Origin of the sequence: Ochrobactrum sp. AN78 (assembly GCF_029909885.1) — a bacterium.
GTDB classification, from domain to species: domain Bacteria; phylum Pseudomonadota; class Alphaproteobacteria; order Rhizobiales; family Rhizobiaceae; genus Brucella; species Brucella quorumnocens.
In genome coordinates this window covers 587,639-614,581 of record NZ_JASAMU010000001.1, presented here as the reverse complement: position 1 = coordinate 614,581, position 26,943 = coordinate 587,639, and the positions used below count along the sequence as shown (strand labels likewise).

Here is a 26,943-nt window from a genome sequence, read left to right as displayed (position 1 = left end):
TTCATAAAAGCTTGTAGGGCAGAATACCACGGCGGTCATGATCGACCGATATGCGGCTTTTGAGTGGAGGGACAGCGCGCTGAACGCATTCAGCGCGTTCGCATATGCGGCAAGAAACCCCTATTGGGTCAAAAGCAGAGCGCGTGGCGATATCGAGCCCATCGGCATAGACAAAGTCCTGCGCATGAGTCACCTCGCAGCCAAGTGCTATGGCATAGCGGCGCTGTGGGGCATTGAAACCGCCTTCGCTCTTCGTGAGTTCTGTCGCGACACAAAGATAGCGTGCACCGTCCGGCGTTTCCGCAAGCTGCCGGATAATACGCCCCGGCGTCTCAAACGCCTGATGCACATTCCACAGCGGACAGGCTGCGCCATAGCGCGCAAATTGCAGCTTTGCCGCACTGTGACGCTTGGTAATATTTCCCGCCCGATCGATACGCGCAAAAAACACAGGCACGCCGCGCTGGCCGGAGCGCTGCAAGGTGCTCAGCCGATGCGCGACCTGTTCAAGGCTGGCTCCAAAACGTGACGCCAGCAATTCCAGATCATGCCGTAGCTCTTTCGCAGCCGACAAAAAGTTCTGATAGGGCAGCATCAGCGCGCCAGCAAAATAATTGCGTAGTCCAATTTTGCAAATTTCGACAGCTTCTGTAGAGCGAAAATCTGCACGCTTCGCAATTGCTGTAACGGTTTCCTCCATTTCCAGTTCTGCAATCTGAAATGCGATCTGAAAATTTCGTGTTGAAGCGGGCGAATAAGGATTGAGGTAGAGAATGCGGGTTTCAGGGTCGAAACGGCGCAGAATAGCCTCATCCGGATCAGCGCGGGCAACGCGCACCCGGTGATGACTTTCCATATATTGCGGCAGCGCCAAGCCAATATCCCGCGCTGGAATGTCGAGCTTCTCAGCAAGCTTTTCTGCGGCAATATCAATCTCATGGACGTAATTGTCGATAAAATGGAAAAAGTCGCGCACTTCTTCATAAGGTGCTGGCTCGGCGACTGACGGCGCGCGCCCAAGCTGATTATCGAGGCTTGCCAATTGCTCGCTGTTGCGCCGATAGGCCTGATGACAAGCGATCAGCGCATGCGCCAGTCCCGGCGCATTCTGCGTGATCAGCTTCAGTTCCTGTAAATTTGGCTTGTAATTATCAAAGACAGGATCAGCCAAGGCTTCTGATACAGCGGATAACAAACGATCATCATCGCCCAGTGAAATCGCACCAATGTCGATCTGGTAGTTCTCGGCGAGCGCCAGCAAAACAGCAGCTGAAACCGGCCGCTGATTGTTCTCGATCTGGTTCAGATAACTCGTTGAAATACCTAAGCGTTCAGCAAAACCGGACTGGGTTGTCCGATGCTGCTCGCGTATCTCACGGATCTTTCTGCCAACGTAAAGTTTTCTCGGTGCCATGTTTGCAAATTCGCATTTCGCTATTTGCAAATTTATAAATTACACAGCCACACCTTTTCAAGCTTTCAGAATGCGGCATACTGGCTCTAATCATTGAGACAACAACCCGCAATTTCATAGCTTTCCAAAGGCATAGCGAATGCAGGAACTTCTCGAACAACTTGAAGCACGTCGCACGGAAGCGCGCCTTGGCGGCGGGCAAAAACGTATTGATGCCCAGCACGGCAAAGGCAAGCTCACTGCCCGCGAAAGACTGGAAGTGCTGCTCGACGAGGGAACGTTCGAGGAGTTTGATATGTATGTCACGCATCGCTGCACCGACTTCGGCATGGAGAAGCAGAAAATCGCGGGCGATGGCGTCGTTACCGGTTGGGGCACGATCAATGGCCGGCAAGTCTATGTGTTCAGTCAGGACTTCACCGTTCTTGGCGGTTCGCTGTCCGAAACCCATGCGCAGAAAATCTGCAAGATCATGGATATGGCGATACAGAACGGCGCGCCGGTGATCGGCCTCAATGATTCTGGTGGCGCACGTATTCAGGAAGGCGTGGCATCGCTCGCGGGCTATGCTGACGTCTTCAAGCGCAATGCCGATGCTTCAGGCGTTATTCCGCAGATTTCCGTCATCATGGGACCATGTGCCGGTGGCGCGGTTTATTCTCCAGCCATGACCGACTTCATTTTCATGGTGCGCGACTCATCTTACATGTTCGTGACGGGGCCGGATGTGGTCAAAACCGTCACCAATGAGATTGTGACGGCGGAAGAACTTGGTGGCGCACGCACGCATACGCAGAAATCCTCTGTTGCCGATGGCGCTTATGAAAACGACATCGAGACACTCGAACAAGTGCGTCTTTTGTTCGATTTCCTGCCGCTCAACAATCGCGAAAAATCACCTACCCGCCCTTTCCACGACGATCCCGCGCGCCTCGAAATGCGGCTCGACACGCTGATCCCCGATAGCGCCAATAAGCCCTACGATATGAAGGAGCTGATCCTTGCGCTGGCGGATGAAGGCGACTTCTTCGAAATTCAGGAAGCTTTTGCCAAGAATATCATCACCGGCTTCATTCGCATGGAGGGTAAGACCATTGGTGTCGTCGCCAATCAACCGATGGTGCTGGCTGGTTGCCTTGATATCGATTCGTCGCGCAAAGCTGCACGCTTCGTGCGCTTTTGCGATGCTTTCAACATTCCGATCCTGACACTTGTCGATGTTCCGGGCTTTTTGCCCGGTACAGCGCAGGAATATGGCGGCGTGATCAAGCATGGTGCGAAACTATTGTTTGCATATAGCCAGGCCACCGTTCCGATGGTGACACTCATCACCCGTAAAGCCTATGGCGGCGCTTATGACGTGATGGCTTCCAAACATATCGGCGCAGACATGAATTATGCATGGCCCACCGCCGAGATTGCCGTCATGGGTGCCAAGGGTGCCACCGAAATCCTTTATCGCTCCGAACTTGGTGACACTGAAAAGATTGCAGCCCGAACGAAGGAATATGAGGAGCGTTTTGCCAATCCTTTCGTTGCGGCTGAACGCGGTTTCATTGATGAGGTGATCATGCCGCATTCATCCCGCCGCCGCATCGCCCGCGCTTTCTCCGCTCTGCGTAACAAGAGCCAGAACACGCCCTGGAAAAAACACGACACAATTCCGCTTTGATAGCGATGAGTGGGAACAAAATGATAAAGAAAATCCTCATTGCCAATCGCGGCGAAATCGCTTGCCGGGTTATCAAAACGGCAAAGAAAATGGGCATTGCTACGGTCGCGGTCTATTCCGATGCCGACCGTAACGCGCTGCATGTTAAAATGGCCGACGAGGCCATACACATCGGACCAGCGCCCTCAAACCAGTCCTATATCGTCATCGATAAAATTCTGGCAGCAATCAAGGAAACAGGCGCAGATGCCGTACATCCGGGTTATGGGTTTCTGTCCGAAAACCCACGTTTTGCCGAAGCGCTGAAAGCCGCCAATATCACATTCATCGGACCGCCGGTGAACGCGATTGAAGCCATGGGAGACAAGATCACCTCCAAAAAACTCGCATCGGAAGCAGGTGTTTCCACCGTTCCGGGCCATATGGGGCTGATTGAAGATGCGGACGAGGCGGTCCAAATCGCAAGCAAAGTCGGCTATCCGGTGATGATCAAGGCCTCTGCTGGCGGCGGCGGCAAGGGTATGCGCATTGCATGGAACGACGAAGAAGCCCGCGAAGGCTTCCAGCTCTCGCGCAATGAAGCCAAGTCTTCCTTCGGCGATGACCGCATCTTTATAGAAAAATTTGTCACTCAGCCGCGCCATATCGAAATTCAGGTTCTTGGCGATCAACACGGCAACGTCATCTATCTGGGCGAACGCGAATGCTCCATCCAGCGCCGCAATCAAAAGGTCATTGAGGAAGCACCTTCGCCTTTCCTCGATGAAGCAACCCGAAAAGCCATGGGTGAGCAGGCTGTCGCGCTTTCCAAAGCGGTTGGCTATTACTCAGCGGGCACCGTAGAGTTCATCGTCGATGGCGACCGCAATTTCTATTTCCTCGAAATGAATACGCGCCTGCAGGTTGAACATCCGGTTACAGAACTCATCACCGGCATTGATCTGGTTGAAGAAATGATACGCGTTGCGTCGGGCGAAAAACTACGCATCACACAAGCCGATGTGAAGCTTAATGGATGGGCCATAGAAAGCCGCCTATATGCCGAGGATCCCTATCGCAACTTCCTGCCATCCATTGGCAGGCTGACCCGCTATCGCCCTCCGGTTGAAGGTCACAGCAAAAATGGCTGTGTCATCCGCAACGATACGGGCGTCTTCGAGGGCGGCGAAATTTCAATGTATTATGACCCCATGATTGCAAAGCTCTGCACATGGGGACCAGATCGATTGAGCGCAATCGGCGCCATGGGCGAAGCGCTCGATGCGTTTGAAGTGGAAGGCATCGGCCACAATCTGCCGTTCCTTTCAGCGGTTATGGATCATCCGCGTTTTCGCGCTGGCGCACTGACCACAGCCTTCATCTCGGAAGAATATCCCGACGGGTTTGCAGGCGTCACAGTGTCGGAAGAAGACGCGCACGTGCTTGCAGCCGTTGCAGCACAAATCAACATGGTTGTTGAGCAGCGTAACAGCCAAATTTCCGGCAGACTTTCCACACAAGCGCAGTCGGTGGCAACCGACTGGGTTGTTACATTCAGTAGCTTCAGCTTGGCCTTCCGGATTGCTGAAGGCGAAGGCGGCACGACAATCAACTTTGTCGATGGGCTAAGCCTGCCGGTCGCCAGCGACTGGCATCCGGGTAATCAGCTTGGATCATTCACAGTTGGCGGCAAGCCAGTTGCCGTAAAGGTTTTGCGTTCAAGAACCGGTTGGCGGTTGCGCTGGCGTGGCATGGATGTCGTTGCGCATGTGCGCTTACCACGCGTGGCAGAACTGGCAAAACTCATGCCCGTCAAGCTGCCGCCCGATACGTCGAAGATGCTACTTTGCCCGATGCCCGGCGTCATAACCTCTGTGCTCGTGAAGGATGGCGAGACGGTCGAGGCTGGCCAACCACTTGCCACGGTAGAAGCTATGAAAATGGAAAACGTGCTGCGCGCAGAACGCCGTGCTACCGTAAAACGCATCGCTGCGGAGGAAGGCGCAAGCCTTGCGGTCGATGAACTCATTATGGAATTTGAGTGACCCTTCGAGACAGCGCTTCGCGCCTCGTCAGGGTGAATGGCTACTGCCTAGGTTGAAGAGCCATGTTCAGGTTGAAAGTCGGCTATTCAAGGTGAATAGCTACGTGCTCTCTTCCTCATCCTGATGAGCTATCGAAGATGGCGTCTCGAAAGACTGGGTGAGAGAAAAGCGTATGGGATGGAGAATAAGCCAATGACGCAGAAGACCCGCACGGATTGGGAGGCGTTGGCCGAAAAGGAACTGAAACGCCCCGCAGATAGCCTTGTCTGGCACACACCTGAAGGCATAAACGTCAAACCGCTCTACACCGAGGATGACCTCGATCAGGTCGGGCATCTCGGCACCCTACCCGGATTTGAGCCATTCTTACGCGGCCCACGCGCCACCATGTATGCGGGCCGTCCGTGGACCATCCGTCAATATGCGGGCTTCTCCACCGCTGAGGCTTCCAACACCTTTTATCGCAAGGCCCTTGCTGCCGGTCAGCAAGGCGTGTCGGTGGCCTTCGACCTCGCCACTCACCGCGGCTATGACAGTGATCATCCTCGCGTTGAGGGCGATGTCGGCAAGGCAGGCGTGGCGATAGACTCCGTCGAAGACATGAAAATCCTTTTCGACGGCATCCCGCTTGAGAAAATCTCAGTCTCCATGACTATGAATGGCGCGGTGATCCCGATCCTCGCCAATTTCATCGTGGCGGGCGAAGAACAAGGCGTGTCGCGTGATCTGCTTTCCGGCACCATTCAGAACGATATTCTGAAAGAATTTATGGTCCGCAACACCTATATTTATCCGCCTGAGCCATCTATGCGGATCATCGCCGATATCATCGCCTATACCGCGACCGAAATGCCGAAGTTCAATTCGATCTCCATCTCCGGCTATCACATGCAGGAAGCAGGCGCCACGTTAGTGCAGGAACTGGCTTTCACTCTTGCGGATGGCCGCGAATATGTACGCGCGGCACTCAACAAAGGTCTCAATGTTGATGAATTTGCTGGGCGGTTGTCATTCTTCTTCGCCATCGGCATGAACTTCTTTATGGAAATCGCCAAGCTGCGTGCGGCCCGCCTGCTCTGGTCGCGGATCATGAAAGAATTTGACCCGAAGAAGCCCGGATCGCTAATGCTGCGCACGCATTGCCAGACATCCGGCGTATCGTTGCAGGAGCAAGACCCCTACAACAACATCGTCCGCACAGCTTTTGAGGCCATGTCCGCAGCACTCGGCGGCACCCAATCACTGCACACCAATTCATTCGATGAAGCCATTGCTTTGCCGACAGAATTCTCCGCCCGCATCGCGCGTAACACGCAGCTTATTTTGCAGAACGAAACCGGCGTCAGCAAGGTTGTCGATCCACTCGCTGGATCATACTACATCGAAAGCCTGACCAACGAACTCGCAGAAAAAGCATGGGCCCTGATTGAGGAAGTCGAAAGCTTAGGCGGCATGACCAAGGCTGTCGAAAGCGGTCTGCCTAAGCGTCTGATTGAGGAAGCCGCAACCAGACGACAGGCTGCGGTAGATAAAGGCGAAGAAGTCATCGTCGGCGTCAACAAGTTCCGTCTGGAACAGGAAGACCCAATCGATATTCTCGACATCGACAACACAGCAGTTCGCCAATCCCAGATCGTCCGCCTGAACCGGATCAAAGAAACACGCAACAGGGCAAGAGTTGAAGGAGCCTTGGCTGAACTGGAGAAGGTGGCGAAAACTGGCGAAGGAAATATTCTGGCAGCAGCGGTTGAAGCAGCGCGTGCCCGCGCAACAGTCGGCGAAATTTCCGACGCCATGCGCAGCGCCTTTGGTGACCATACTGCGGTGCCTAAGGTCGTGAGAAAAGTCTACGGCGCAGCCTACGAGAACGAGCCGGAATATCTGACGCTCGTGGAACGTCTGGAAGAGTTCTCCAAGCATACGGGCGACAAGCCCCGTATTATGGTGGCCAAGCTCGGTCAGGATGGCCATGATCGAGGCGCGAAAGTCATCGCGTCAGCCTTCGGTGACATTGGCTTTGAAGTGCTTGCTGGTCCACTGTTTCAAACGCCGGAAGAAGCAGCTGATATGGCCATCAAGGCCAAAGTTCATGTGTTGGGCGTTTCATCTTTGGCTGCTGGCCATAAGACGCTGCTGCCCCAGCTCGTAGATACACTTCGAAAAAAAGGTGCCGAAAATATCATCGTCGTTTGTGGCGGTGTCGTCCCGCGTCAGGATTATCAATACCTGTTCGACCACGGCGTATCGGCTGTATTCGGCCCCGGCTCTAATGTGCTCGATTGCGCACGCGCAGTGCTTGACCTCATGGAAGGCAAACGCCGAAATCTATGAACACAATCAGATAGATAAACAAGAAAAGAGACTCATTTTCTGAGCCTCTTGAGAAGCCGGACGAAGAGCCCGGCTTCATTGCACTAATATCCTATCAGTTCTTCGGGCCTGCAAACCCAGCAATCGTGGAGCTGGTAACCGATACTGGATCGCTTGCTGGAAATGTGTCTTCCAGCCCTTCATCCAACTGGCGCTCCAGCTCAGTTTTGTCGCCCGACCGACGCGCACTTGGAGTGGTCAACAAGCTTGCAGGTTCAATACCGCACTCAGTACAGGCGACACTTAAGGCCTCTCCGAGTTTGAGCGCTGCCTTGCGTATCACAACATCCCGTGCGAGCTCGTTACCCGTATCATTCTCAACCTTGACCGTAATTCTCTCTTCGCTCTCGGTTACGAATTCGACCATGTAGGTCGCAAACCCGCCAAGCGAACTGACACGTGTTTCAACAATTTCCATAGCTTTACCTCCGCGTTTCACTTCCTGAAACAACGGTAATCCGCGCCGATAGTTCCCGAAAAGGAACCGGTCTCACGCTGGAACGTTTTCAGACAAACTGTGGGAGGACATGATGTCTCAGTTTTTTACACAACTAAGCGAGAAGGCAGCTGAACTAGCCGGGCATTATGCTGCTTTTATTCTCGCGACACTGTTCATCCTGATTTGGGGTGTAAGTGGTCCCTTTTTTGACTTTTCTGATACGTGGCAGCTGGTTGTGAACACCTCAACGACGATTATTACGTTCCTGATGGTGTTTTTGATCCAGAATTCACAGGACCGCGAAGCAAGCGCGACACAAGCCAAGCTCGATGAAATTCTGAACCACCTCTGTATTCTTAAAAGTGAGACAATTGGCGCTGAGCATCTGCCACTGGATAAATTGAAAGCCATGGTCAAGCATCTGGAAACCGAAGGCCACTATCCCGGCGCTTCACGTGAACCCAAACAGTCAAAGTGATTGAGCTGTAAGCACTCGCTCTTTCCCGCGCGAACGATCGACCTATATGCAAACTAGGAGAGAAAATCGGAAGGAGATTTGTATGGCCATAACTCGAAAAGAAGAAGCTCGTGCGTTGAACACTGAGGAAAAAGAGCTGGTAGAAAAATCACACCATCCGCTTCTTCAGGATGTTCCTGATTCAGAGCTTTCACAACTGGCCAAGCTGTTACGTGATCGCCGCAGCAAAGCACGTGATCAGGCCCACCAGCGCCGCCGCGAAATGCGCGGTAAGGCAGTTGCGCGTGGTGCTTCCGCATCCAAGGCCGATGACGGTTCGCATCTAAAAGTGTCGGTTCTGGCCATGGCGATGCGCCGTATCAACGCAGAAGTTGATCGCCGCCGCAGCATGTCGGCGAGCAATGACCTGATTGCGAATGCGCAGAAAGCGCTGGCAACGAAGAAAGCCAATGAAAAGAATGATAAGACTTTTAATACCCGTCATGCGCGACATGGTATGCGAAATATACCCAACGAGAAGGCCGATAGTCTCATCCGGCCAATGGAGCGTGGTCGCCTGAAAAAGGCCGCCAGTGTCGCTCAGGCAAAGCGCGACTCTCGACAGGAAGCTGCGAGTTAAATCGCAACGAAGCTTCTCCTGGAAGGAATACAGTCTTCCAGGAGAAAAATAAAAGCATTAAAAACAATATACTAAAGTCGTTTCTTATAAAATAGATTACAACATTTCCAAGGCTGTTTTGCGCGTTGGTGGCGCGAAGGTTCGATCCAGCAAAGTCAGTTGCTCTTCGGTGAGCTTTATATCCGCCGCGTTGCGATTTTCACGAACATGGCCGAGCTTTGATGTCTTCGGTATCGCAATCACATTGCCATTGCGCATGGTCCACGCAAGCGCGACAGCCGCTGGAGAAACTCCGACTTCATCGGCAACTTCATGCAGTACACTGTTTCCCAACAACCTGCCTTGTTCGATCGGTGAATAAGCCATCAGCGGAATTTTCTGACTTGCACACCACAGCATCAAATCAAATTCTGCCCCACGCCGGATCAAATTATAAAGTATCTGATTGGTGGCTGCCGCTTTCCCGCCTGTTAGATCAATCAGTTCTTTCATATCGGCAACATCGAAATTACTGACACCCCATGCACCGATCTTGCCCGCCTGCTGCAATTTTTCAAAGGCAGACAAGGTCTCCTCCAGCGGATACCGCCCACGCCAATGCAAGAGATAAAGATCAATCTTTTCTGTGCCAAGCCGCATGAGACTACGCTCACACGCTTCAATCGTACCCTCTTGAGAGGCGTTATAGGGCAACACTTTACTGACGAGAAAGACGGCATCTCGATGACCTTTGATCGCCTCGCCCACCACTTCTTCCGCGCCACCATCGGCATACATTTCGGCAGTGTCGATCAGCGTCATGCCAAGTTCGATACCGCATTGCAGTGCCTCGACTTCCAGTCGTCGCTGCCGCGCATCTTCGCCCATATACCAGGTGCCCTGCCCGAGCGCTGGCACGAGCATGCCCGAAGCCAGTTTCACATGGGGAATTGTTCCGGTCATGGTTTGCCTCGTTCATGGATTGCGACTGTCGCAAAGAACATAGGCTACATTAGAGCGCATCCCAAAAAGTGAGAAACGATTTTTGGATAAGTTGCGCGACAACACAAAGAGATATAGCGCCGATCCGATTCAATTAGATCGAAACGGGCTCTAAGCGAACTGCAATCCAAAGCCCTGCATCAATCGACGAATGGCATAGTCAGGCTTTTGAGAGGTGAAGACCGCAAGATCATTGTGATGATGCAACTCTTTATTGATCTCACGTGATGGCAAAAGCGATACGGTGCGCCGTGCGATCGCTTCCGCAGGATCAAGCCAGTCAACCGGCCAGGGAGCCAGTCGCCGAAACACATTTGCGAGAAATGGATAGTGCGTGCAGGCGAGCACAACAATATCCGTGCGCTCGCCATCTTTTTCGACAAAGCACGGCGTAATCTGTTCAATAACCAGCACCTCGTCGATTTCTTCACCGCGAATATGCGCCTCAGCGACCGCAGCAAGCCGGTCAGCTCCGACCAGACGCACATGACATTGCGTGGCAAACGATTGGATCAGATCGCGAGTATAGGCGCGCTTCACTGTCCCAGGCGTAGCCAGAACGGAAACCAGCCCAGATGATGTACGCTCAGCGGCGGGCTTGATCGCAGGAACAGTACCGACAAAAGGCACGTCCGGATAAGCACGGCGCAGATCATCTAACACCAAAGTCGACGCGGTATTGCAGGCAATGACCGCAATTTCTGGATTGTGCTCCGCGATGAATTTGCCAAAAAGCTCAACAATGCGCACGCGCAACGCTTCTTCTTCCCATCCGCCATAAGGAAAACCGGCATCGTCCGCAATGTAGACAAACCGACGGTCAGGCATCAGCACCCGCGCTTCCCTCAAAACCGTCAAGCCGCCAATGCCACTATCAAATACCAATATGGGCTTTTCATACGTGGCGGTCGACGTTTCGAAACGATCAGCTGCGGGAGCGTGTTTCATTCAGCCTTGTCCTCTGTTGCGGGCTTGCGGGCCCGGCTTTCCGGTGCACCTGAACCGCGCGGCTTTTTGGGTGTGAAAACATCAAGCGAGGTGATGACGCCACGCAGAAGCTTGAGTTCTGCGGATGCAAAACCTGCGCGCGTCAGCACCGAACGCAGATTGTTGACCATGATTTCTTTCTTCGCCTCGGGGCGGAAATAGCCCCTGATATCAAGCGCTTCTTCCAGATGATTGAAAAGACTCTGCAATTCCAGCTTGGGCGCCGCTTCCATTTCCGGTCCACGGAAAACCGTATCGGTTTCGGTTTGGAGACCAGACTTCATCCATTCATAAGACATCAGCAGCACGGCTTGTGCGATATTGAGCGAGGCAAATGCCGGATTAACAGGGAAAGTCACCAACTCATCGGCAAGGCCAACTTCTTCGTTGCTCAAGCCGAAACGTTCGCGACCAAATAGAATACCCGTCTTCTCTCCAGCAGTAAAACGACGGCGCAACTCGCCATTCGCTTCCACAGGACTACGCACTTGCTTGAAGCCATCGCGTTCGCGTGCCGTTGTTGCGTAAACGAAGTTCAAGTCAGAAATCGCTGAGGGCAGATCCTCGTAAACAACCGCATTATCGATGATATGATCCGCTTTGCTGGCAGCGGCACGCGCTTTTTCGCTCGGAAATTCTTCACGTGGCTGGACAAGTCGTAACTCGGCAAGACCAAAATTCGCCATGGCGCGCGCTACCATGCCGATATTCTCCGGCAATTGCGGGTTAACCAGAATGATCGCCGGTCCTTCGGTGATCAGCGTGCGCTGTTTGTCTGTTCCTGCCATGATATTTTCCGCTAAAGCATGGCGCAGCTAAAAGTCTCATTCAGCGTCCGCGACCATGCGACAATTGTAAGAAATCAGAGCGATCAAATCCGGTAAAATTAAGTGCGATACGCTCTGATGCTTTAGGATCGTGGCGCTTCCCTGACATAATTGACAGAAAATCGCAAAGATTCCCCTTACATCCGATCTGGAAATTCAGGTGTAGTAGCGGAATAACACCAGTCTGCCTCCCATCCATGCCAGACTGTTGGCACCGACATCGAAGTTTACAGGGAGGAAAATCATGTCCGGCAAAAAGATTCTCATAATCTGCGGCGATTTCTGCGAAGATTACGAAACAATGGTTCCGTTCCAGACGCTTCTCGCCGTTGGCCATAAGGTCCATGCTGTATGCCCCGGCAAAAAGGCAGGCGATGCCATTGCGACAGCCATTCACGACTTCGAGGGCCACCAGACCTATACCGAAAAGCCGGGCCATAACTTCACCCTCAATGCAACATTCGCCGACGTGAAGGCTGAAAGCTATGACGCGCTCGTCATTCCCGGTGGGCGAGGACCGGAATATTTGCGCCTCGATGATAAAGTCATAGCAATCGTCAAACATTTTTTTGAAGCCAACAAACCTGTTGCGGCTGTCTGCCATGGCGCACAGCTTCTGGCCGCCGCCCGCGTTCTCGAAGGCCGTACCTGCTCGGCCTATCCTGCCTGTCGCCCAGAAGTAGAACTCGCAGGTGGCACTTATGCGGATATCCCAGTTGATCAAGCTGTTACTGATGGCAATCTGGTGACAGCGCCTGCCTGGCCTGCCCACCCAGCATGGTTGTCGCAATTTCTCAAAGTTCTCGGCACCAACATCACGCACAGTTAGTTGAATTTCTGCCTGCAACTCTAATCCGGTTGCAGGCAGACAAAATCTACGCGACATTATGGTTGGAGAGATTTCGGGAGGAAACCATGTGCAGATTGTTCATCGGGGCAGACCCGGAACTTTGGCAAAGCGTCACACGCTCGTTGCGTATTGATGGGGTGGTAACCAGTGTGCGGCTCGAAAACTTCTTCTGGTGGGCACTGGAAGATATTGCTGCGCGCGATGATCTTACCGTTAATCGCCTGCTTGGTCGTCTCTATGGTGAATCGCGGGCCGAGGGCCATGATCTGGATAATTTTGCATCGTTCCTGCGTGTTTGCTGTGGCCGATATCTGGCACTGCAGGTCAGTGGTCTTGTCCCAACAGACAAAGCAACAGCAATTTCGACGCTCGACGCAGATGCAATTCTGCTGCACGAACGAGAATCCTATCGCGATCAGCACTCAGCATGGCGAAAGCCCGCACATCATGCTGCCTAAAATAGCAATTCCCAAAATTTTGACCTGAGAATCTGGCTATAGGCCAAAGAATAAGCCTCTGACACTTTGCCTTCGCGGTTACCGATGCTATACGGTCGCGACGCATTAAATGAGAGGCTTTATCAATGGCAAAAATCAAGGTTGCGAACCCGGTCGTTGAACTCGACGGCGATGAAATGACCCGCATCATCTGGCAGTTCATCAAGGACAAGCTGATCCATCCCTACCTCGACATCGATCTGAAATATTACGATCTGTCAGTAGAACATCGTGATGAAACCAATGACCAGGTTACCATTGATGCGGCCAATGCCATCAAGGAACATGGCGTCGGCGTAAAATGCGCAACCATCACGCCGGACGAAGCACGCGTTGAAGAATTCAAGCTCAAGAAGATGTGGAAGTCGCCAAACGGCACCATCCGCAACATTCTCGGTGGGGTTATCTTCCGCGAACCGATTATCTGCAAGAACGTTCCTCGTCTGGTTCCAGGCTGGACGCAACCAATCATCGTTGGCCGTCATGCTTTCGGTGACCAGTACCGCGCGACCGACTTCAAGTTCCCCGGCAAGGGCACCTTGTCGATCAAGTTTGTCGGTGAAGATGGTGAGACCATCGAGCACGAAGTCTATCAGGCTCCGGCGGCTGGCGTGGCAATGGCCATGTACAACCTCGACGAATCGATCCGTGAATTTGCGCGCGCCTCGCTGAACTATGGCCTGCAGCGCAATTACCCGGTCTATCTCTCGACCAAGAACACCATCCTCAAAGCCTATGATGGTCGCTTCAAGGACATCTTCGAAGAAGTCTACCAGGCTGAATTCGCTGAAAAGTTCAAGGCTGCCAAGATCTGGTACGAACATCGCCTGATCGACGACATGGTTGCTTCGGCCCTCAAGTGGTCCGGCGGCTATGTTTGGGCATGTAAGAACTATGACGGCGACGTGCAGTCCGATATCGTGGCACAGGGCTTCGGCTCGCTCGGCCTGATGACCTCAGTTCTGATGACACCAGATGGCAAGACCGTTGAAGCTGAAGCTGCACACGGCACCGTGACCCGTCACTATCGTCAGCACCAGAAGGGCGAGGAAACCTCGACCAATTCGATCGCTTCGATCTTCGCATGGACCCGCGGCCTTGCTCACCGTGCAAAGCTTGACGAGAATGCTGAGCTGAAGCGCTTTGCCGACACGCTTGAAAAGGTCTGCGTAGACACCGTTGAATCCGGCTTCATGACCAAGGATTTGGCGCTGCTTATCGGTCCAGATCAGCCTTGGCTCTCGACCACCGGCTTCCTCGACAAGATCGACGAAAACCTCCAGAAGGCAATGGCTGCTTAAAGCATTTCCAGCAAAAAAAACGCGAAGCGATTTTGCGTTAGATCATGCATAAAAACAAATAGTTACAGCGGCTTCAGCGCTTCTGTCTGAACTGGAGCCGCTGTAAGCCTATCTGGTAAACGATAAAACGGCGGGATTTTCCCGCCGTTTTTTATTGGTTCGTAGCAATTTGCCCTCGCAAGCAGTCGGCCTGCCAGATAGTCTGTCCTTGTTGAAATAGGGAGGACTATATGTCGACAATTCGGGTATTAACGCCGCAAGATCGGACTGCATGGGAACCATTGTGGGGCGCTTATCAGGTCTTTTACGAAGTCGACATTCCAGCTGAAACCACGAACCTCACATGGGAGCGTTTTCAAGACGCTTCGGAACCCATGCATGTCTTAGGTGCATTTGATGACGACGGACGTCTTGTCGGTTTCGTGCATGCGATCTTTCACCGCTCCTGCTGGCTACCGAAATGGACCTGCTATCTTCAAGACCTCTATGTCGAGAACAGCCAGCGCGGAAAAGGCACCGGCGCAGCCCTGATCGACGCTGTGGCTGATCTGGCGCGCGAAGAAGGCGCAGGGAGGCTCTATTGGCTCACGCATGAAAGCAATGCAACTGCACGTCGCCTCTATGACAGCATCGCGCAACAGTCTGGATTCATTCAATATCGTAAGGCCTTATAAAAAAGCCGGTTTTCCGTTTCTTTTTGGCGAGAGAAAGAGCATCCTGTTGCCAAGCCTGCAGGGAGGATGACCAATGAGCGATTTGAAGCTTTACACCAACCCCATGTCACGCGGACGCATTGCGCGCTGGATGTTAGAGGAAATCGGCAAACCTTACGATGTAGAGATCCTCGATTTTGGCCCACCGATGAAAGGGCACGATTACTGTTCCATCAACCCAATGGGCAAGGTTCCAGCAATTCGCCATGGCAAGGATATTGTGACCGAAGTCGCAGCCATTTGCGCCTATCTCGCGACGACCTTCCCAGAGGCCGGACTGGCCCCGCATCCCGACGAGCGTGCTGATTTCTATCGCTGGCTGTTCTTCACATCAGGTCCGGTCGAAGCAGCTCTCTCCAACCACGCGCTTGGCTATGAAGTGCCCGCCGACAAACAAGGCATGGTGGGTTATGGCAATTACGATACCGTCGTAAGTACGTTGGAGAATGCCGTCTCCCGCCACCCCTATATTACCGGCACCCGGTTCACTGCAGCCGATGTCTATGTCGGCTCACATATTGGCTGGGGATTGCGTTTTGGCACATTGCCGCCAAAACCAGCCTTTACAGCCTATTGGGATCGTTTGAAAGATCGTCCGGCCATGAAACGCGCCAATGAACTCGACGACGCAGCAGCGGCGGTTACCAAGAAATAATCAGAGCTGGAAAGTCTTTGCAAAAGCTTGGATTCCATTGGGTGAGAATGCAATAACCCGGCCTTCTTCCCGACGCGCCCAGCCTTTATCGATGAAGTTTTTCAAAAGCGCCGCGCCCAATGCACCGCCGAGGTGGTTACGCCTCTCGCTCCAGTCGAGACAATGTCGGCAAAGCGGTCGCTTACCCTTTTGCAACATATCCACATCAATGCCGAGGCAAGAGAAAAATGACTTCCCTTCATCGGTAAGCAGAGGTTCATTGGCATCATCGATCAGTCCAAGCCTATGGGATGCGTCGAGCATTTCAACGCCGCGCTCGCCTGCCAGATGATCGTAACAAATTCGCGCCTTACGCAGCGCATTGTCCTTAGGACCAGTACGAACACGCACTGCGCCGGTGCGTTGTGCAAGCCCCATAAGTCCTTCCAGAACCTGCGCCACATCCGTGCCTGAAAGCCTGAAATAACGGTGCCTGCCCTGCTTTTCGGCTACGAGCAAATTGGCTGCATCAAGCTTTGAGAGATGCCCGCTGGCTGTCTGAATCGTCACGCCTGCTGCTGCTGCAAGTTCGCTTACCGTCAAAGCACGCCCGTCCATCAGCGCGGTCAGCATGTTTGCGCGCGCCGGATCACCCAGCAGGGATGCAACTGAAGCTATGATCGGTCCGTCTTTCATACTTCGATGCTAACCGAAGCATGGACGCATTTCAATAGGCTAAACAGTCTCCACCAAATCCACCAACTCAGGAGACGACGATGATTACCTGCTTTATCCGCTATCAGATCGACCCGTACAAAGCAGAAGCTTTCGCGGAATATGCGCCGCAATTGGGGACAAGCAAGCCCACGTTGCGGCGCGAACCTGATTGATTATTTCGGTCCGCATGAGGGTTCAACTACTACGGCCTATGGCGTCTATTCCGTCGAAGATCTTGCCGCCTATGAAGCATTTCGTGCGCGACTTGCATCTGATCCAATCGGTCAGGCAAATTATGATTTTGCAAAACGCGAACAGTTTATCTGCTCGGAAGAGCGTATCTTTCTCAAGTTGCAATCGGCCCCACATGCGGAGTTTATCAAGCCATGATCGCTGTTATTTTTGAAGTCTGGCCTGCGGATGATGAGCGGCGCGAGCAATATCTTGATATCGCGGCAAGCCTGCGCGCTGATCTGGTCAAAATCGATGGTTTCATATCCATCGAGCGCTTTCAAAGTCTGGTTGAACCAGAAAAATTGCTGTCGCTCTCCTTCTGGCGTGACGAAGATGCTGTCAAACAGTGGCGCAACTTGCCCACTCATCGGATCGCACAGGCAAAGGGACGAGGTGGTGTCTTTGAAAACTACCGCTTGCGCATTGCAGAGGTCTCACGCGATTATGGTCTCGATGAACGTGAAGAAGCTCCCGACGATAGTCGGAATGCGCATGCTGCATAAAGAAAAAGGCCGGGAAAACCCGGCCTTCTGCAGTTCTAATCTAAGTACAATCAGACGATCAGCGCTTTAACAGCAGCGATTGCTTCGCTTGCCTTCGTGCCATCAGGCCCACCGGCCTGCGCCATGTCCGGACGACCGCCACCGCCGGCACCGCCAAGAGCACCAGATGCAGCACGCACCAGATCAACCGCACTGAAACGGCCAACCAGATCGTCAGTCACAGCAGCAACCGCGCTTGCCTTGCCGTCTTCACCGACACCGATGAAGAGAACAACGCCTGAGCCAACCTGCTTTTTGCCTTCGTCAGCAAGTGGCTTGAGATCGCGCGGCGAAACGCCAGTCACAACCTTGCCGAGGAAATTGACGCCATTGACGGTTTCCACAGCACTGCCGCCATCAGACGCACCACCGCTCAGCGCCAGTTGTCTGCGGGCTTCGGTAAGCTCGCGTTCCAGCTTCTTACGCTCATCAACCAGAGCGTTGACACGCTCAAGTGCTTCTGATGGCGTCGTCTTAAGAACACCGGCGATTGCCTTGACGCGCTCGTCCTGCTCTTCGAGGTACAGGCGAGCTGCCTCACCCGTCAGCGCTTCCATACGGCGAACACCGGCAGCGACACCGCTGTCGGACAGAATACGCACGAGGCCAATATCACCCGTCTGACGAACATGCGTGCCGCCGCAAAGCTCAACAGAGTAAGCCTTGCCAGCCTTTTCGCCGTGCGTAGCCGTCCCCATTGAAACAACGCGAACTTCGTCGCCATACTTTTCGCCGAACAGCGCCATTGCACCTTCAGCAATCGCATCATCAACCGCCATCAAACGCGTCGAAACCGGTGCGTTCTGCAGGATGATCTCATTGGCGAGATTTTCAACAGCAGTCAGTTCTTCAGCCGAAATTGGCTTCGGGTGCGAGAAGTCGAAACGCAGACGATCGGGAGCAACGAGCGATCCCTTCTGAGCGACATGTGAGCCGAGCGTTTCGCGCAGCGCTTCATGCAGAAGATGGGTTGCCGAGTGGTTGGAGCGAATGCGTGTACGACGCACAGCGTCTACCTTCAATTCGACTGCATCGCCGACCTTGGCCGAACCTTTGGTGACTTGGCCGGTATGAACGAAAACGCCCTCGCCCTTCTTCTGCGTGTCTTTGATCGTGATTGCAAAGCCTTCGCCGGAAATCGTTCCTGTATCGCCCTGCTGACCACCGGACTCGCCGTAGAACGGTGTCTGATTAACGATGACAGAAACGGTTTCGCCTTCCGCAGCCGATGCAACCTCTGCACCGTCACGGACAAGCGCAGTGATCACACCTTCAGCGCTTTCGGTTTCATAACCAAGGAATTCGGTCGCGCCGACCTTATCCTTGATACCGAACCAGATGGTTTCAGTGGCAGCTTCGCCCGAACCAGTCCAGTTGGCGCGTGCTTCTGCCTTCTGGCGTTCCATGGCGACGTTGAAACCGTCGGTATCGACTGTCACACCGCGCTGGCGCAGTGCATCCTGTGTAAGATCAAGCGGAAAGCCGTAGGTGTCGTAAAGCTTGAAAGCCGTCTCGCCATCAAGGCGATCACCTTCAACCAGACTTTCCGAAGCATCGGAAAGCAAACCAAGACCGCGTTCCAGCGTCTTGCGGAAACGGGTTTCTTCAAGCTTGAGGGTTTCAGAGATCAATGCTTCAGCGCGGATCAGTTCCGGATAGGCCTGTCCCATTTCGCGGATGAGCGCTGGCAGCAGACGCCACATCAATGGCTCTTTTGCGCCGAGCAGCTGCGCATGACGCATAGCGCGGCGCATGATGCGGCGCAGCACGTAGCCACGGCCTTCATTCGATGGCAGAACGCCATCGGCAATCAGGAAGCTCGATGCACGCAGGTGATCAGCGATAACGCGATGGCTCGCACGGAAATCGCCTTCAGCCTTAACGCCAGTTGCGTCCTCCGATGCGCGGATCAATGCCTTGAAAAGATCGATATCGTAATTGTCATGCACACCCTGCAGAACCGCCGCGACACGTTCCAGACCCATGCCCGTATCAATCGACGGACGTGGCAGATCAATGCGCTGCTCAGGAGAGAGCTGCTCGAACTGCATGAAAACAAGATTCCAGATTTCGATGAAACGATCGCCGTCTTCATCTGCGGAGCCGGGAGGGCCACCCCAGATATGATCGCCATGATCGTAGAAGATCTCCGAACAAGGACCGCAGGGGCCGGTATCACCCATTGCCCAGAAATTGTCGCTCGTCGCAATGCGGATGATGCGATCATCCGAAAGACCGGCGATTTTCTTCCAGAAATTCGCAGCGTCGTCATCTGTGTGATAAACGGTGACAAGGAGCTTATCTTTGTTGAGGCCAAACTCTTTTGTGATCAGGTTCCACGCATGGCTGATCGCTTCTTCCTTGAAGTAGTCGCCAAAGGAGAAATTACCGAGCATTTCAAAGAACGTGTGGTGACGAGCCGTGTAGCCGACATTGTCCAGATCGTTGTGCTTGCCGCCGGCGCGCACGCATTTTTGCGAAGTGGTCGCGCGGCTGTATGGGCGCTGTTCAAGACCGGTAAAGACGTTCTTGAACTGCACCATGCCCGCATTGGTGAACATGAGTGTTGGGTCGTTGCGCGGCACCAACGGGCTTGATGAAACAACCTCGTGTCCGTTCTTGCGGAAATAGTCGAGGAATGTGGACCTTATCTCGTTGACGCCAGCCATAATTCACCCTTGGACATTTTCTGCCCTGCATGAGAAGCACCTCTCAACAAGGCGCATCGATTATCTTTTCACCACCCGCAAGGTTGCAACGATGTCCGGCACTTTCATGCCGCCACGCTTCGACTGCCCGATCATGGAAAGTCCGTGAGGTGGAGTTTCGGTTGACCGCTTTTAACGGGGCACCGCTTTTCTGTCCAGATAAGCAGTGTGCGCTATAAAAGCAATTTCTCCCGGAAAGTATGAAAACGACAACTATGCAACAGTGTTTGTGGCATTTCCAGCAAAAGCGCGATGCGCTTTTGCGTAGGATAACGCTCAAAAACAACTCGTTACAGTGGTTCCAAAGATTCAGCTGTCGCTGGAACCGCTATAAGCTTAAAAGCAAAAGCCCCGCGCTATGCGCAGGGCTTTCATCTGTTTCGTCACAAGACGAATTTTACATTTCTGCAGCTTCCGGACCATCATCCGCTTCTGGACCGCCATCTTCAAGGAACTGCTCGGCAATCAGCCCGGCATTCTGACGGAGCGTCGTTTCGATTTCTTTCGCAACTTCCGGATTATCCTTGAGATACTGCTTGGCATTTTCACGGCCCTGCCCCAGACGCTGGGAATTATAGGAGAACCATGCGCCCGACTTCTCAACAACACCGGCTTTGACGCCAAGATCGACCAATTCGCCCATCTTGGAAACGCCTGCACCATACATGATGTCGAATTCAACCTGCTTGAATGGAGGTGCAAGCTTGTTCTTGACCACCTTCACGCGGGTCTGGTTGCCCACAACTTCGTCACGCTCCTTAATCGAACCAATACGGCGAATATCGAGACGCACCGATGCGTAGAACTTAAGCGCATTACCGCCAGTCGTCGTTTCAGGCGAACCGAACATGACACCGATCTTCATACGAATCTGGTTGATGAAGATCACCATGCAGTTCGAACGTGAGATCGAAGCGGTGAGCTTACGCAATGCCTGGCTCATCAATCGTGCCTGAAGGCCAGGCAAAGAATCGCCCATTTCACCTTCAATTTCCGCACGTGGTGTCAGAGCTGCAACCGAGTCGATAACCAGAACATCAATGGCGCCGGAACGCACAAGCGTATCCGTGATTTCAAGCGCCTGTTCGCCAGTATCAGGCTGCGAGATCAGCAGATTCTCAAGATCAACACCAAGCTTGCGGGCGTACACCGGATCAAGCGCATGTTCCGCATCCACAAATGCACAGATGCCGCCCTTTTTCTGAGCTTCTGCAATGGTATGGAGCGCAAGCGTCGTCTTACCCGAGCTTTCCGGACCATAAATTTCTACGATACGTCCCTTGGGCAGACCGCCGACGCCCAATGCTATATCGAGAGAAAGCGAACCGGTCGACACCGTTTCAATCTCTACAACCTGATCATTCTGACCAAGGCGCATAATCGAGCCTTTGCCGAACGCCCGTTCGATCTGCGACAGAGCCGCATCGAGAGCCTTTGTCTTGTCCACTGAATTTTCCTCAACAAGTCGCAATGAATTCTGAGACATCTTACACCATCCTCTTGTCTCGCTAGAAGCCCGGCGGGCTCATTGCCAATATCTATTTGTATCTGTTTTGTTCTCATTTTGCAATAAGGACAAGATATTGATTTCTATATGTTTAATATTTTTGTTCTATTATTGTTCCATTTAATTAGAAACTTGTAATTTGCAAGACTGTCCACGCTTTAGTTCTAAAAAATGTGTGGTCGGGCGGTTCGATTCGCAATCTACGCATAAAAAACGCAGCACTTCTTGCAAAGAGCTGCGTCACGATGCGGATTAAATCCGATTCTCTAATTTAGGAGCTAGCGCCACGCAGCGGCGAAATCTGGATTTCTACGCGACGATTCTGCGCGCGTCCGTCTGGCGTTGCGTTGGTAGCGACTGGCTGGCTCGCACCATAACCGATGACTGCAAAGCGACGTGGATCGATACCCTGCGAACCAAGATAGCTTGCAACCGAAGAAGCGCGGCGCTGCGACAGACCCTGATTATAGCTTGCGCTACCGGTTGAGTCGGTGTGACCGAGAACGTCGACAAGAGTCTGGTTGAACTTGCGAAGCACGATCGCAACGGAATTAAGCGTTGGGTAGAACTGGCTCTTAACCTGATCCTGATCGGTATCGAAAGTGATGGCCGATGGCATGTTCAGGATGATCTGATCGCCATTACGCGTAACCGAAACGCCGGTTCCCTGCAGCTGGTTGCGCAACTCGGATTCCTGGCGATCCATGTAATTGCCGATAGCGCCGCCACCCAGCGCGCCAATACCAGCACCGATCAGAACAGCGTTGCGCTGTGCGCGGCTGGAACCACCAACCATCAAGCCGCCGAGCGCACCGACAGCCGCACCAATTGCAGCACCGCCAGCGGTGTTCGACACCTTCTGATCGCCAGTATAAGGGTCGGTCGTGCAGCCTGCCAGAAATGTGGCACCGATAAGGGCAATCCCGATTTTTTTCAGCATGTATAGGTCATCCTCAATTGTCGATTCGTCGCGAATGATAACTTCGATTAAGGCCGGATGGTGTCTTTAAATCCCCATCCGCGACTTTTAAAACGCGTTTTGTTCTGATTGCAACAGATCACCGATCAATTGATCGCTAGTGCCTTACCCAATGCGCCCACAAGAACGCAGCTGTGTAGCATAACGATTGGCCATCGACTGGGCACGTTTCGCACCATTCAGCGCGGTTGCGTTGCCACGCCAGACACCGCGCGAATAGCCTCCATGCCCGGAATAGTAAGCGAGATAGAGACTGTACGCATCTGCCCGGTTAATGCCATTCTTCTGGTAGCTCTGGTAATGATACCAGCCGATGAAGTGAATAGCGTCGCTGAAATTGCTTCGTGATGCAGTCCAGCGCCCGGTTTCCCGCTTATAGCGATCCCACGTTCCATTTAGTGCCTGAGAATAACCATAGGCGCTGGAAGCGCGCTTCCATGGGATAAATCCGAGCAGCTTGGTGCGCGGCGGACGCGCATAAGGGCGGAATCCGGATTCGGTATAGATTGTCGCCATCAGAACATGGACCGGCACACCGAACTCACGCGAAGTGCGGGTCGCGTCCTTCTGCCAATTATTTATCCAGCCGTCGCGTTGATCAAAGACTGCGCAAACATTACTGACCTGCCGTGGAGCGGTCGCGCAGCCACCAAGAATAACGAGCGCGACGAGAAACAAAACGCGCGTCATGGGGAAACCTCGTTGCTTTTAAAAATTGATAAAACGTAAATATTAAAGAGGAATTAAATTAAAACGTTGAATTTATTATGGTTACTGTAAAGTTTACCGTCACTTCTCAAGGTTGCCGGATTGTTGAAATCATTGATAAATCAAGCCCTGTCTTTGATTGTGGAGTACGACTAACGATTGCACAGAACAGCAGTTTACCGTGCTCGATGAAGGCCGAATTGTGACCTATACCGTCTGGGCAATGATTGGCGCTCTTGAATGAGAGGCCAAGTGAGCAATATTTCGCTATAAAAACGCAGGAACAAGCTGGCTGGAGGAATAGTAATGAACGTGCAAAAGCTTCGCGCCGCTTACAACGGATATGTTTCCTGCCTGAATGCTCAGGATTGGCCGTCGCTACATCATTTCGTTGCAGAAACAGCCCAACATAACAGTCGACATTTGGGTCTTACTGGGTATCGGGAAATGCTTATCCGCGACTATCAGCAAATACCTGATCTTCGCTTCAACATCGGATTGCTGGTTGCTGAACCGCCGATTATTGCCAGTCGTCTTGATTTTGACTGCACGCCAATCGGAAGTTTTCTCAGTCTGCCGGTCAACGGCAAAAAGATCCAGTTTTCGGAGAATGTCTTTTACGAATTCGTCGATTACAAAATCGATAAAGTTTGGTCCGTCATCGACAAATCGGCCATCGAAGCGCAGTTGTCGCGGTAGTTTCAGCGCCTACCCTGGCGCTCTGCTCTCAGACGTGACCAGTAGTCGAGCCTTTTGCGAATTTCTCGCTCAAAACCACGCTCCGGCGGATCGTAAAAAACCTGTCTCCCCATCACTTCCGGGAAGTAGTCCTGACCTGAGAACGCATCTGGCTGATCATGGTCATAAGCATAACCATCTCCGTAGCCTTCATTCTTCATAAGCTTGGTCGGTGCATTCAGTATATGCTTGGGCGGGAGCAGTGATCCATTTTCCTTGGCGGCGCGCATAGAGGCTTTGTAAGCCATATAAACCGCGTTGGATTTAGGTGCTGTCGCGAGATAAACGCAGGCTTGCGCCAAAGCGAGCTCACCTTCCGGCGAGCCAAGATAGTCATAAGCATCCTTGGCCGCATTGCAAATTGCAAGCGCCTGCGGATCAGCAAGACCAATATCCTCCACAGCCATTCGAACCAGCCGACGCCCCAGATAAAGTGGGTCTTCGCCTGCATCGAACATGCGACAAAGATAATAGAGTGCAGCATCCGGATCAGACCCACGCACCGACTTATGCAAAGCCGAAATCAGGTTGTAATGCCCATCCTGCCCCTTGTCATAAACAGGAGCGCGGCGCTGAACCACCTCCTGCAACTTCTCCGCATCAAACACTTCATCGGGTCGAGCGGCACGCCACACTTCCTCAGCGAGCGTTAACGCCGCGCGGCCGTCACCGTCGGCCATCCGAATGAGGCTTGCCCGTGCATCCTCATCGAGCGGCAGTGGACGTTCTTCCTGCTCTTCCGCGCGCGTGAGAAGCGTCGCAATGCTTGTTCCGTCGTGAGGATGAAATGTCAGCACCCTCGCCCGCGACAACAAAGCGGCATTCAGTTCAAACGAAGGGTTTTCTGTCGTGGCACCTATCAGGATAACCGTACCATCTTCCATCACAGGCAGGAAACTATCCTGTTGCGCGCGATTGAAGCGATGAATTTCGTCCACAAACAGCAGGGTCTGACGACCCGACATGCGCCGCGCACGCGCAGATTCAAACACCTTCTTCAGATCAGCCACGCCGGAAAAAATTGCCGAAATCTGCTCAAAGGCAAGCTCGGTTTCACCGGCAAGCAATCGTGCAACTGTTGTCTTGCCGGTTCCCGGAGGTCCCCAGAAGATCATAGACCCAAGCGAACCAGAGGCGATCATTCGTGTTAGCACACCTTCCGGTCCGGTCAGATGTTCCTGCCCTGTCACTTCCGATAGATGACGCGGGCGCAAACGATCAGCAAGCGGCCTGTTACGGTCCGCCTGCGGATCCACCGCATTGGAAAAAAGGTCGCTCATTACGCTTCGCTCGATGCTCAAAAACAAATGTCGTTTCAGGCATAGTCCCGCCTGAAACGACATGCAACAGTTTGGGGTTTGGTATTAAAGCATGTCTCCCAGAAGTGGGACCCGTTTTTTGAGATAAAGACATGCGTTAAAACAAATAGTAGAGGCATTTCTAACGATTCATCTTAAACAGGAAATGCTCTAGCGTACAAACTGGCGGATCAATGCGCCATTGCGTTCCACCTCAAGCCGCCATGCCAAACCGCGTCCACTGTTTAACGCGGCAGTTAGATCATTAATCGTGCGGATTGGATTACCGTTAATACCGCGAATAATGTCGCGTTGACGTAGACCAAGTCGCGCTGCTTGTGAGTTAACAATCACGTCTGTAACGATGACGCCACGTGCCCCATCACGCATCCGCATCTTCGAAGCCATCGACGCAGTAAGCTCTTCAACCACAGCACCTTCAAATGGATTGTCGCCTTTGATTGTCTGCTTTTGCTGTGGCTTTGTCTCAGGTTCCTTCGCAAGCTTCACCGGCAATTTGCTATCCTTGCCATTGCGAACGATATCCAGCGTGACGGTGTTTCCTATACCAGCTGTCGATAGACGATACCCAAGCACATCAACATTATCAGCCCGCACACCCTGAACCGACATGACAACGTCACCGACCTTCAGTCCTGCTTCTTCTGCCGGACCACCTTTGATCACAGCCGTTACAAGCACGCCGAACGACTTATCCATGCCGAGGCTTTCGGCAACATCAGGTGTAATATTCTGGAAGGTTGCACCAATGAAAGGGCGTTCAAAACTCGTGCTACCGCTCAATGCAGCATCAACAACTGCGCGCACCATGTTCGATGGAATGGCAAAGCCAATGCCCACAGAACCACCTGAACGCGAGAAAATTGCCGTATTGATGCCAATCAGACGACTGCGCATGTCGATGAGACCGCCACCAGAGTTACCGGGATTGATCGCAGCATCTGTCTGGATGAAAAAATCGAAGTCAGAAACCCCAACCTGCGTGCGCGACTGAGCCGAAACGATACCGCTTGTCACCGTCTGACCAACCCCAAATGGATTACCGATCGCCAGAACCAGGTCGCCTACTTCAACTTCATCGGAGTTTCCAAGCGCCAGAACCGGAAAGTTCTCCTTTGCTTCAATTTTCAGCACAGCCAGATCTGTGGTTTCGTCACGCAAAAGAACCGTGCTCTCAAACTGACGCCCGTCCGACAGCGCGACCTTGATCTCGTCAGCATCCTTGATGACGTGATTATTAGTCACCACGATACCCGATGCATCGACGATGACGCCTGAGCCGAGGGATTGTTCGGTTCGTGATTTGCCACCGCCGCCAAATTGTTTGCCAAAGAATTGTTCGAAAAACGGATCGCCAGCAAACGGTGATTGCTGTTGCTGCACTTGGCGTGCCGCATAAACATTGACGACGGCTGGTGCTGTTGCCTTCACAAGAGGAGCAAAGGAAAGCTGCATATCTGCACGACTAAGAGGTATCTGTGTGCCCTGAGCCGGAACGGCAGTTTCCTGCGCCATCACAGGCAATGTGACCGTGCTGATGGAAGCAAGAACCAGACCCGTAATCCCATAACGTAGCCAATTCATTCGCAAACTCCAGTTTCCTTAATCCAGCCTCCGATTCCGCGGAGCAATACCGGCAATATGGAGGTAACAAGGCCAAGTATAAAGGGCTGGATTAAGGCGAA

General features: G+C 52.9%; 24 protein-coding genes and 1 pseudogene. 13 read left to right on the top strand and 12 right to left on the bottom strand.

Annotated features, from left to right (window positions below; translation table 11 throughout):
- Position 1 precedes the first annotated feature (1 nt).
- The gene (locus QBD00_RS02955) at positions 2 to 1,414 is read right to left on the bottom strand and encodes an XRE family transcriptional regulator (protein WP_318578603.1); all 1,413 of its coding nucleotides are present in this window, start codon (positions 1,412 to 1,414) and stop codon (positions 2 to 4) included.
- 139 nt (positions 1,415 to 1,553) lie between these two features.
- Here QBD00_RS02955 and QBD00_RS02950 point away from each other — a divergent pair, with 139 nt between their 5' ends.
- The 3 genes from QBD00_RS02950 to scpA all read left to right on the top strand — a co-directional run bounded on the left by QBD00_RS02950 (position 1,554) and on the right by scpA (position 7,441).
- A complete protein-coding gene (locus QBD00_RS02950; RefSeq protein WP_318578602.1) occupies positions 1,554 to 3,086 on the top strand; it encodes an acyl-CoA carboxylase subunit beta in 1,533 nt (510 codons plus the stop codon).
- Positions 3,087 to 3,106: 20 nt separating this feature from the next.
- Positions 3,107 to 5,110, top strand: a complete 2,004-nt coding sequence (locus tag QBD00_RS02945) for an acetyl/propionyl/methylcrotonyl-CoA carboxylase subunit alpha (RefSeq protein WP_318578601.1) — start codon at positions 3,107 to 3,109, stop codon at positions 5,108 to 5,110.
- Between the two features lie 192 nt (positions 5,111 to 5,302).
- Positions 5,303 to 7,441 (top strand): methylmalonyl-CoA mutase, encoded by a 2,139-nt coding sequence (scpA, locus tag QBD00_RS02940; RefSeq protein ID WP_318578600.1) that lies wholly within the window; start codon positions 5,303 to 5,305, stop codon positions 7,439 to 7,441.
- 94 nt (positions 7,442 to 7,535) lie between these two features.
- On the opposite strand, the gene QBD00_RS02935 is transcribed toward scpA, so the two are convergent.
- Positions 7,536 to 7,898: a hypothetical protein gene (locus tag QBD00_RS02935; RefSeq protein ID WP_318578599.1), complete on the bottom strand. Its 363-nt coding sequence runs from the start codon at positions 7,896 to 7,898 to the stop codon at positions 7,536 to 7,538.
- Positions 7,899 to 8,010: 112 nt separating this feature from the next.
- On the opposite strand from QBD00_RS02935, the gene QBD00_RS02930 reads away from it, so the two are divergent.
- Together QBD00_RS02930 and QBD00_RS02925 are read left to right on the top strand one after the other, a co-directional pair.
- Positions 8,011 to 8,397, top strand: a complete 387-nt coding sequence (locus QBD00_RS02930) for a low affinity iron permease family protein (RefSeq protein ID WP_318578598.1) — start codon at positions 8,011 to 8,013, stop codon at positions 8,395 to 8,397.
- A gap of 82 nt (positions 8,398 to 8,479) precedes the next feature.
- A complete protein-coding gene (locus tag QBD00_RS02925; protein ID WP_095446787.1) occupies positions 8,480 to 9,016 on the top strand; it encodes a hypothetical protein in 537 nt (178 codons plus the stop codon).
- Between the two features lie 96 nt (positions 9,017 to 9,112).
- Here QBD00_RS02925 and QBD00_RS02920 read toward each other — a convergent pair whose 3' ends face one another.
- From QBD00_RS02920 to QBD00_RS02910, 3 genes are all read right to left on the bottom strand, one after another.
- Positions 9,113 to 9,958 (bottom strand): aldo/keto reductase, encoded by an 846-nt coding sequence (locus QBD00_RS02920; RefSeq protein WP_318578597.1) that lies wholly within the window; start codon positions 9,956 to 9,958, stop codon positions 9,113 to 9,115.
- 150 nt (positions 9,959 to 10,108) lie between these two features.
- On the bottom strand, positions 10,109 to 10,945 hold the full coding sequence (gene murI, locus QBD00_RS02915; protein WP_318578596.1) for a glutamate racemase: 837 nt from the start codon (positions 10,943 to 10,945) through the stop codon (positions 10,109 to 10,111).
- The gene (locus tag QBD00_RS02910; RefSeq protein WP_095446790.1) at positions 10,942 to 11,772 is read right to left on the bottom strand and encodes an RNA methyltransferase; all 831 of its coding nucleotides are present in this window, start codon (positions 11,770 to 11,772) and stop codon (positions 10,942 to 10,944) included. Before QBD00_RS02910 ends, murI begins: the two co-directional genes overlap by 4 nt.
- A 283-nt stretch (positions 11,773 to 12,055) precedes the next feature.
- Between QBD00_RS02910 and QBD00_RS02905 the strand changes: the two genes are divergently transcribed.
- From QBD00_RS02905 to QBD00_RS02885, 5 genes are all read left to right on the top strand, one after another.
- Positions 12,056 to 12,640, top strand: a complete 585-nt coding sequence (locus QBD00_RS02905) for a DJ-1/PfpI family protein (protein ID WP_318578595.1) — start codon at positions 12,056 to 12,058, stop codon at positions 12,638 to 12,640.
- A gap of 86 nt (positions 12,641 to 12,726) precedes the next feature.
- Positions 12,727 to 13,119 (top strand): ribbon-helix-helix domain-containing protein, encoded by a 393-nt coding sequence (locus tag QBD00_RS02900; RefSeq protein WP_095446792.1) that lies wholly within the window; start codon positions 12,727 to 12,729, stop codon positions 13,117 to 13,119.
- A gap of 125 nt (positions 13,120 to 13,244) precedes the next feature.
- The gene (locus QBD00_RS02895; RefSeq protein WP_095446793.1) at positions 13,245 to 14,459 is read left to right on the top strand and encodes an NADP-dependent isocitrate dehydrogenase; all 1,215 of its coding nucleotides are present in this window, start codon (positions 13,245 to 13,247) and stop codon (positions 14,457 to 14,459) included.
- 230 nt (positions 14,460 to 14,689) lie between these two features.
- Positions 14,690 to 15,133 (top strand): GNAT family N-acetyltransferase, encoded by a 444-nt coding sequence (locus QBD00_RS02890; RefSeq protein ID WP_318578594.1) that lies wholly within the window; start codon positions 14,690 to 14,692, stop codon positions 15,131 to 15,133.
- A 73-nt stretch (positions 15,134 to 15,206) separates the two neighbouring features.
- Positions 15,207 to 15,827: a glutathione S-transferase family protein gene (locus tag QBD00_RS02885; RefSeq protein ID WP_095446795.1), complete on the top strand. Its 621-nt coding sequence runs from the start codon at positions 15,207 to 15,209 to the stop codon at positions 15,825 to 15,827.
- Here the strand turns inward: QBD00_RS02885 and QBD00_RS02880 are convergent, their stop codons facing one another.
- Positions 15,828 to 16,502, bottom strand: a complete 675-nt coding sequence (locus tag QBD00_RS02880) for a winged helix-turn-helix domain-containing protein (RefSeq protein WP_318578593.1) — start codon at positions 16,500 to 16,502, stop codon at positions 15,828 to 15,830.
- An 80-nt stretch (positions 16,503 to 16,582) separates the two neighbouring features.
- Here QBD00_RS02880 and QBD00_RS02875 point away from each other — a divergent pair.
- Positions 16,583 to 16,913 (top strand): annotated as a pseudogene (locus QBD00_RS02875) (NIPSNAP family protein).
- A complete protein-coding gene (locus QBD00_RS02870) occupies positions 16,910 to 17,260 on the top strand; it encodes an antibiotic biosynthesis monooxygenase (RefSeq protein ID WP_318578592.1) in 351 nt (116 codons plus the stop codon). Before QBD00_RS02875 ends, QBD00_RS02870 begins: the two are co-directional and overlap by 4 nt.
- A 50-nt stretch (positions 17,261 to 17,310) precedes the next feature.
- Here the strand turns inward: QBD00_RS02870 and alaS are convergent, their stop codons facing one another.
- From alaS to QBD00_RS02850, 4 genes are all read right to left on the bottom strand, one after another.
- Positions 17,311 to 19,968 carry an alanine--tRNA ligase gene (alaS, locus tag QBD00_RS02865; protein ID WP_318578591.1) on the bottom strand — a complete coding sequence of 886 codons (2,658 nt, stop codon included), beginning with the start codon at positions 19,966 to 19,968 and terminating at the stop codon, positions 17,311 to 17,313.
- A 436-nt stretch (positions 19,969 to 20,404) separates the two neighbouring features.
- Entirely contained in the window at positions 20,405 to 21,493 is a 1,089-nt protein-coding gene (gene recA, locus QBD00_RS02860) for a recombinase RecA (RefSeq protein ID WP_024897036.1), read from the bottom strand.
- Between the two features lie 292 nt (positions 21,494 to 21,785).
- Positions 21,786 to 22,454 (bottom strand): OmpA family protein, encoded by a 669-nt coding sequence (locus QBD00_RS02855; RefSeq protein WP_094577423.1) that lies wholly within the window; start codon positions 22,452 to 22,454, stop codon positions 21,786 to 21,788.
- 144 nt (positions 22,455 to 22,598) lie between these two features.
- The gene (locus QBD00_RS02850) at positions 22,599 to 23,183 is read right to left on the bottom strand and encodes a transglycosylase SLT domain-containing protein (RefSeq protein WP_264231094.1); all 585 of its coding nucleotides are present in this window, start codon (positions 23,181 to 23,183) and stop codon (positions 22,599 to 22,601) included.
- 324 nt (positions 23,184 to 23,507) lie between these two features.
- Here QBD00_RS02850 and QBD00_RS02845 point away from each other — a divergent pair, with 324 nt between their 5' ends.
- Complete coding sequence (locus QBD00_RS02845; RefSeq protein WP_318578590.1) at positions 23,508 to 23,900, top strand: ester cyclase; 393 nt, start codon at positions 23,508 to 23,510, stop codon at positions 23,898 to 23,900.
- Positions 23,901 to 23,902: 2 nt separating this feature from the next.
- On the opposite strand, the gene QBD00_RS02840 is transcribed toward QBD00_RS02845, so the two are convergent.
- Both QBD00_RS02840 and QBD00_RS02835 read right to left on the bottom strand, forming a co-directional pair.
- Positions 23,903 to 25,219: a replication-associated recombination protein A gene (locus QBD00_RS02840; protein ID WP_151093613.1), complete on the bottom strand. Its 1,317-nt coding sequence runs from the start codon at positions 25,217 to 25,219 to the stop codon at positions 23,903 to 23,905.
- 189 nt (positions 25,220 to 25,408) lie between these two features.
- Entirely contained in the window at positions 25,409 to 26,842 is a 1,434-nt protein-coding gene (locus tag QBD00_RS02835; RefSeq protein ID WP_318578589.1) for a DegQ family serine endoprotease, read from the bottom strand.
- Between the last annotated feature and the right edge of the window lie 101 nt (positions 26,843 to 26,943).

Coding starts and splice junctions, on each gene's coding strand:
- QBD00_RS02955 (WP_318578603.1), bottom strand. CDS start 1,414: ATGGCACCGAGAAAACTTTACGTTGGCAGAAAGATCCGTGAGATACGC.
- QBD00_RS02950 (WP_318578602.1), top strand. CDS start 1,554: ATGCAGGAACTTCTCGAACAACTTGAAGCACGTCGCACGGAAGCGCGC.
- QBD00_RS02945 (WP_318578601.1), top strand. CDS start 3,107: ATGATAAAGAAAATCCTCATTGCCAATCGCGGCGAAATCGCTTGCCGG.
- scpA (WP_318578600.1), top strand. CDS start 5,303: ATGACGCAGAAGACCCGCACGGATTGGGAGGCGTTGGCCGAAAAGGAA.
- QBD00_RS02935 (WP_318578599.1), bottom strand. CDS start 7,898: ATGGAAATTGTTGAAACACGTGTCAGTTCGCTTGGCGGGTTTGCGACC.
- QBD00_RS02930 (WP_318578598.1), top strand. CDS start 8,011: ATGTCTCAGTTTTTTACACAACTAAGCGAGAAGGCAGCTGAACTAGCC.
- QBD00_RS02925 (WP_095446787.1), top strand. CDS start 8,480: ATGGCCATAACTCGAAAAGAAGAAGCTCGTGCGTTGAACACTGAGGAA.
- QBD00_RS02920 (WP_318578597.1), bottom strand. CDS start 9,958: ATGACCGGAACAATTCCCCATGTGAAACTGGCTTCGGGCATGCTCGTG.
- murI (WP_318578596.1), bottom strand. CDS start 10,945: ATGAAACACGCTCCCGCAGCTGATCGTTTCGAAACGTCGACCGCCACG.
- QBD00_RS02910 (WP_095446790.1), bottom strand. CDS start 11,772: ATGGCAGGAACAGACAAACAGCGCACGCTGATCACCGAAGGACCGGCG.
- QBD00_RS02905 (WP_318578595.1), top strand. CDS start 12,056: ATGTCCGGCAAAAAGATTCTCATAATCTGCGGCGATTTCTGCGAAGAT.
- QBD00_RS02900 (WP_095446792.1), top strand. CDS start 12,727: ATGTGCAGATTGTTCATCGGGGCAGACCCGGAACTTTGGCAAAGCGTC.
- QBD00_RS02895 (WP_095446793.1), top strand. CDS start 13,245: ATGGCAAAAATCAAGGTTGCGAACCCGGTCGTTGAACTCGACGGCGAT.
- QBD00_RS02890 (WP_318578594.1), top strand. CDS start 14,690: ATGTCGACAATTCGGGTATTAACGCCGCAAGATCGGACTGCATGGGAA.
- QBD00_RS02885 (WP_095446795.1), top strand. CDS start 15,207: ATGAGCGATTTGAAGCTTTACACCAACCCCATGTCACGCGGACGCATT.
- QBD00_RS02880 (WP_318578593.1), bottom strand. CDS start 16,502: ATGAAAGACGGACCGATCATAGCTTCAGTTGCATCCCTGCTGGGTGAT.
- QBD00_RS02870 (WP_318578592.1), top strand. CDS start 16,910: ATGATCGCTGTTATTTTTGAAGTCTGGCCTGCGGATGATGAGCGGCGC.
- alaS (WP_318578591.1), bottom strand. CDS start 19,968: ATGGCTGGCGTCAACGAGATAAGGTCCACATTCCTCGACTATTTCCGC.
- recA (WP_024897036.1), bottom strand. CDS start 21,493: ATGTCTCAGAATTCATTGCGACTTGTTGAGGAAAATTCAGTGGACAAG.
- QBD00_RS02855 (WP_094577423.1), bottom strand. CDS start 22,454: ATGCTGAAAAAAATCGGGATTGCCCTTATCGGTGCCACATTTCTGGCA.
- QBD00_RS02850 (WP_264231094.1), bottom strand. CDS start 23,183: ATGACGCGCGTTTTGTTTCTCGTCGCGCTCGTTATTCTTGGTGGCTGC.
- QBD00_RS02845 (WP_318578590.1), top strand. CDS start 23,508: ATGAACGTGCAAAAGCTTCGCGCCGCTTACAACGGATATGTTTCCTGC.
- QBD00_RS02840 (WP_151093613.1), bottom strand. CDS start 25,219: ATGAGCGACCTTTTTTCCAATGCGGTGGATCCGCAGGCGGACCGTAAC.
- QBD00_RS02835 (WP_318578589.1), bottom strand. CDS start 26,842: ATGAATTGGCTACGTTATGGGATTACGGGTCTGGTTCTTGCTTCCATC.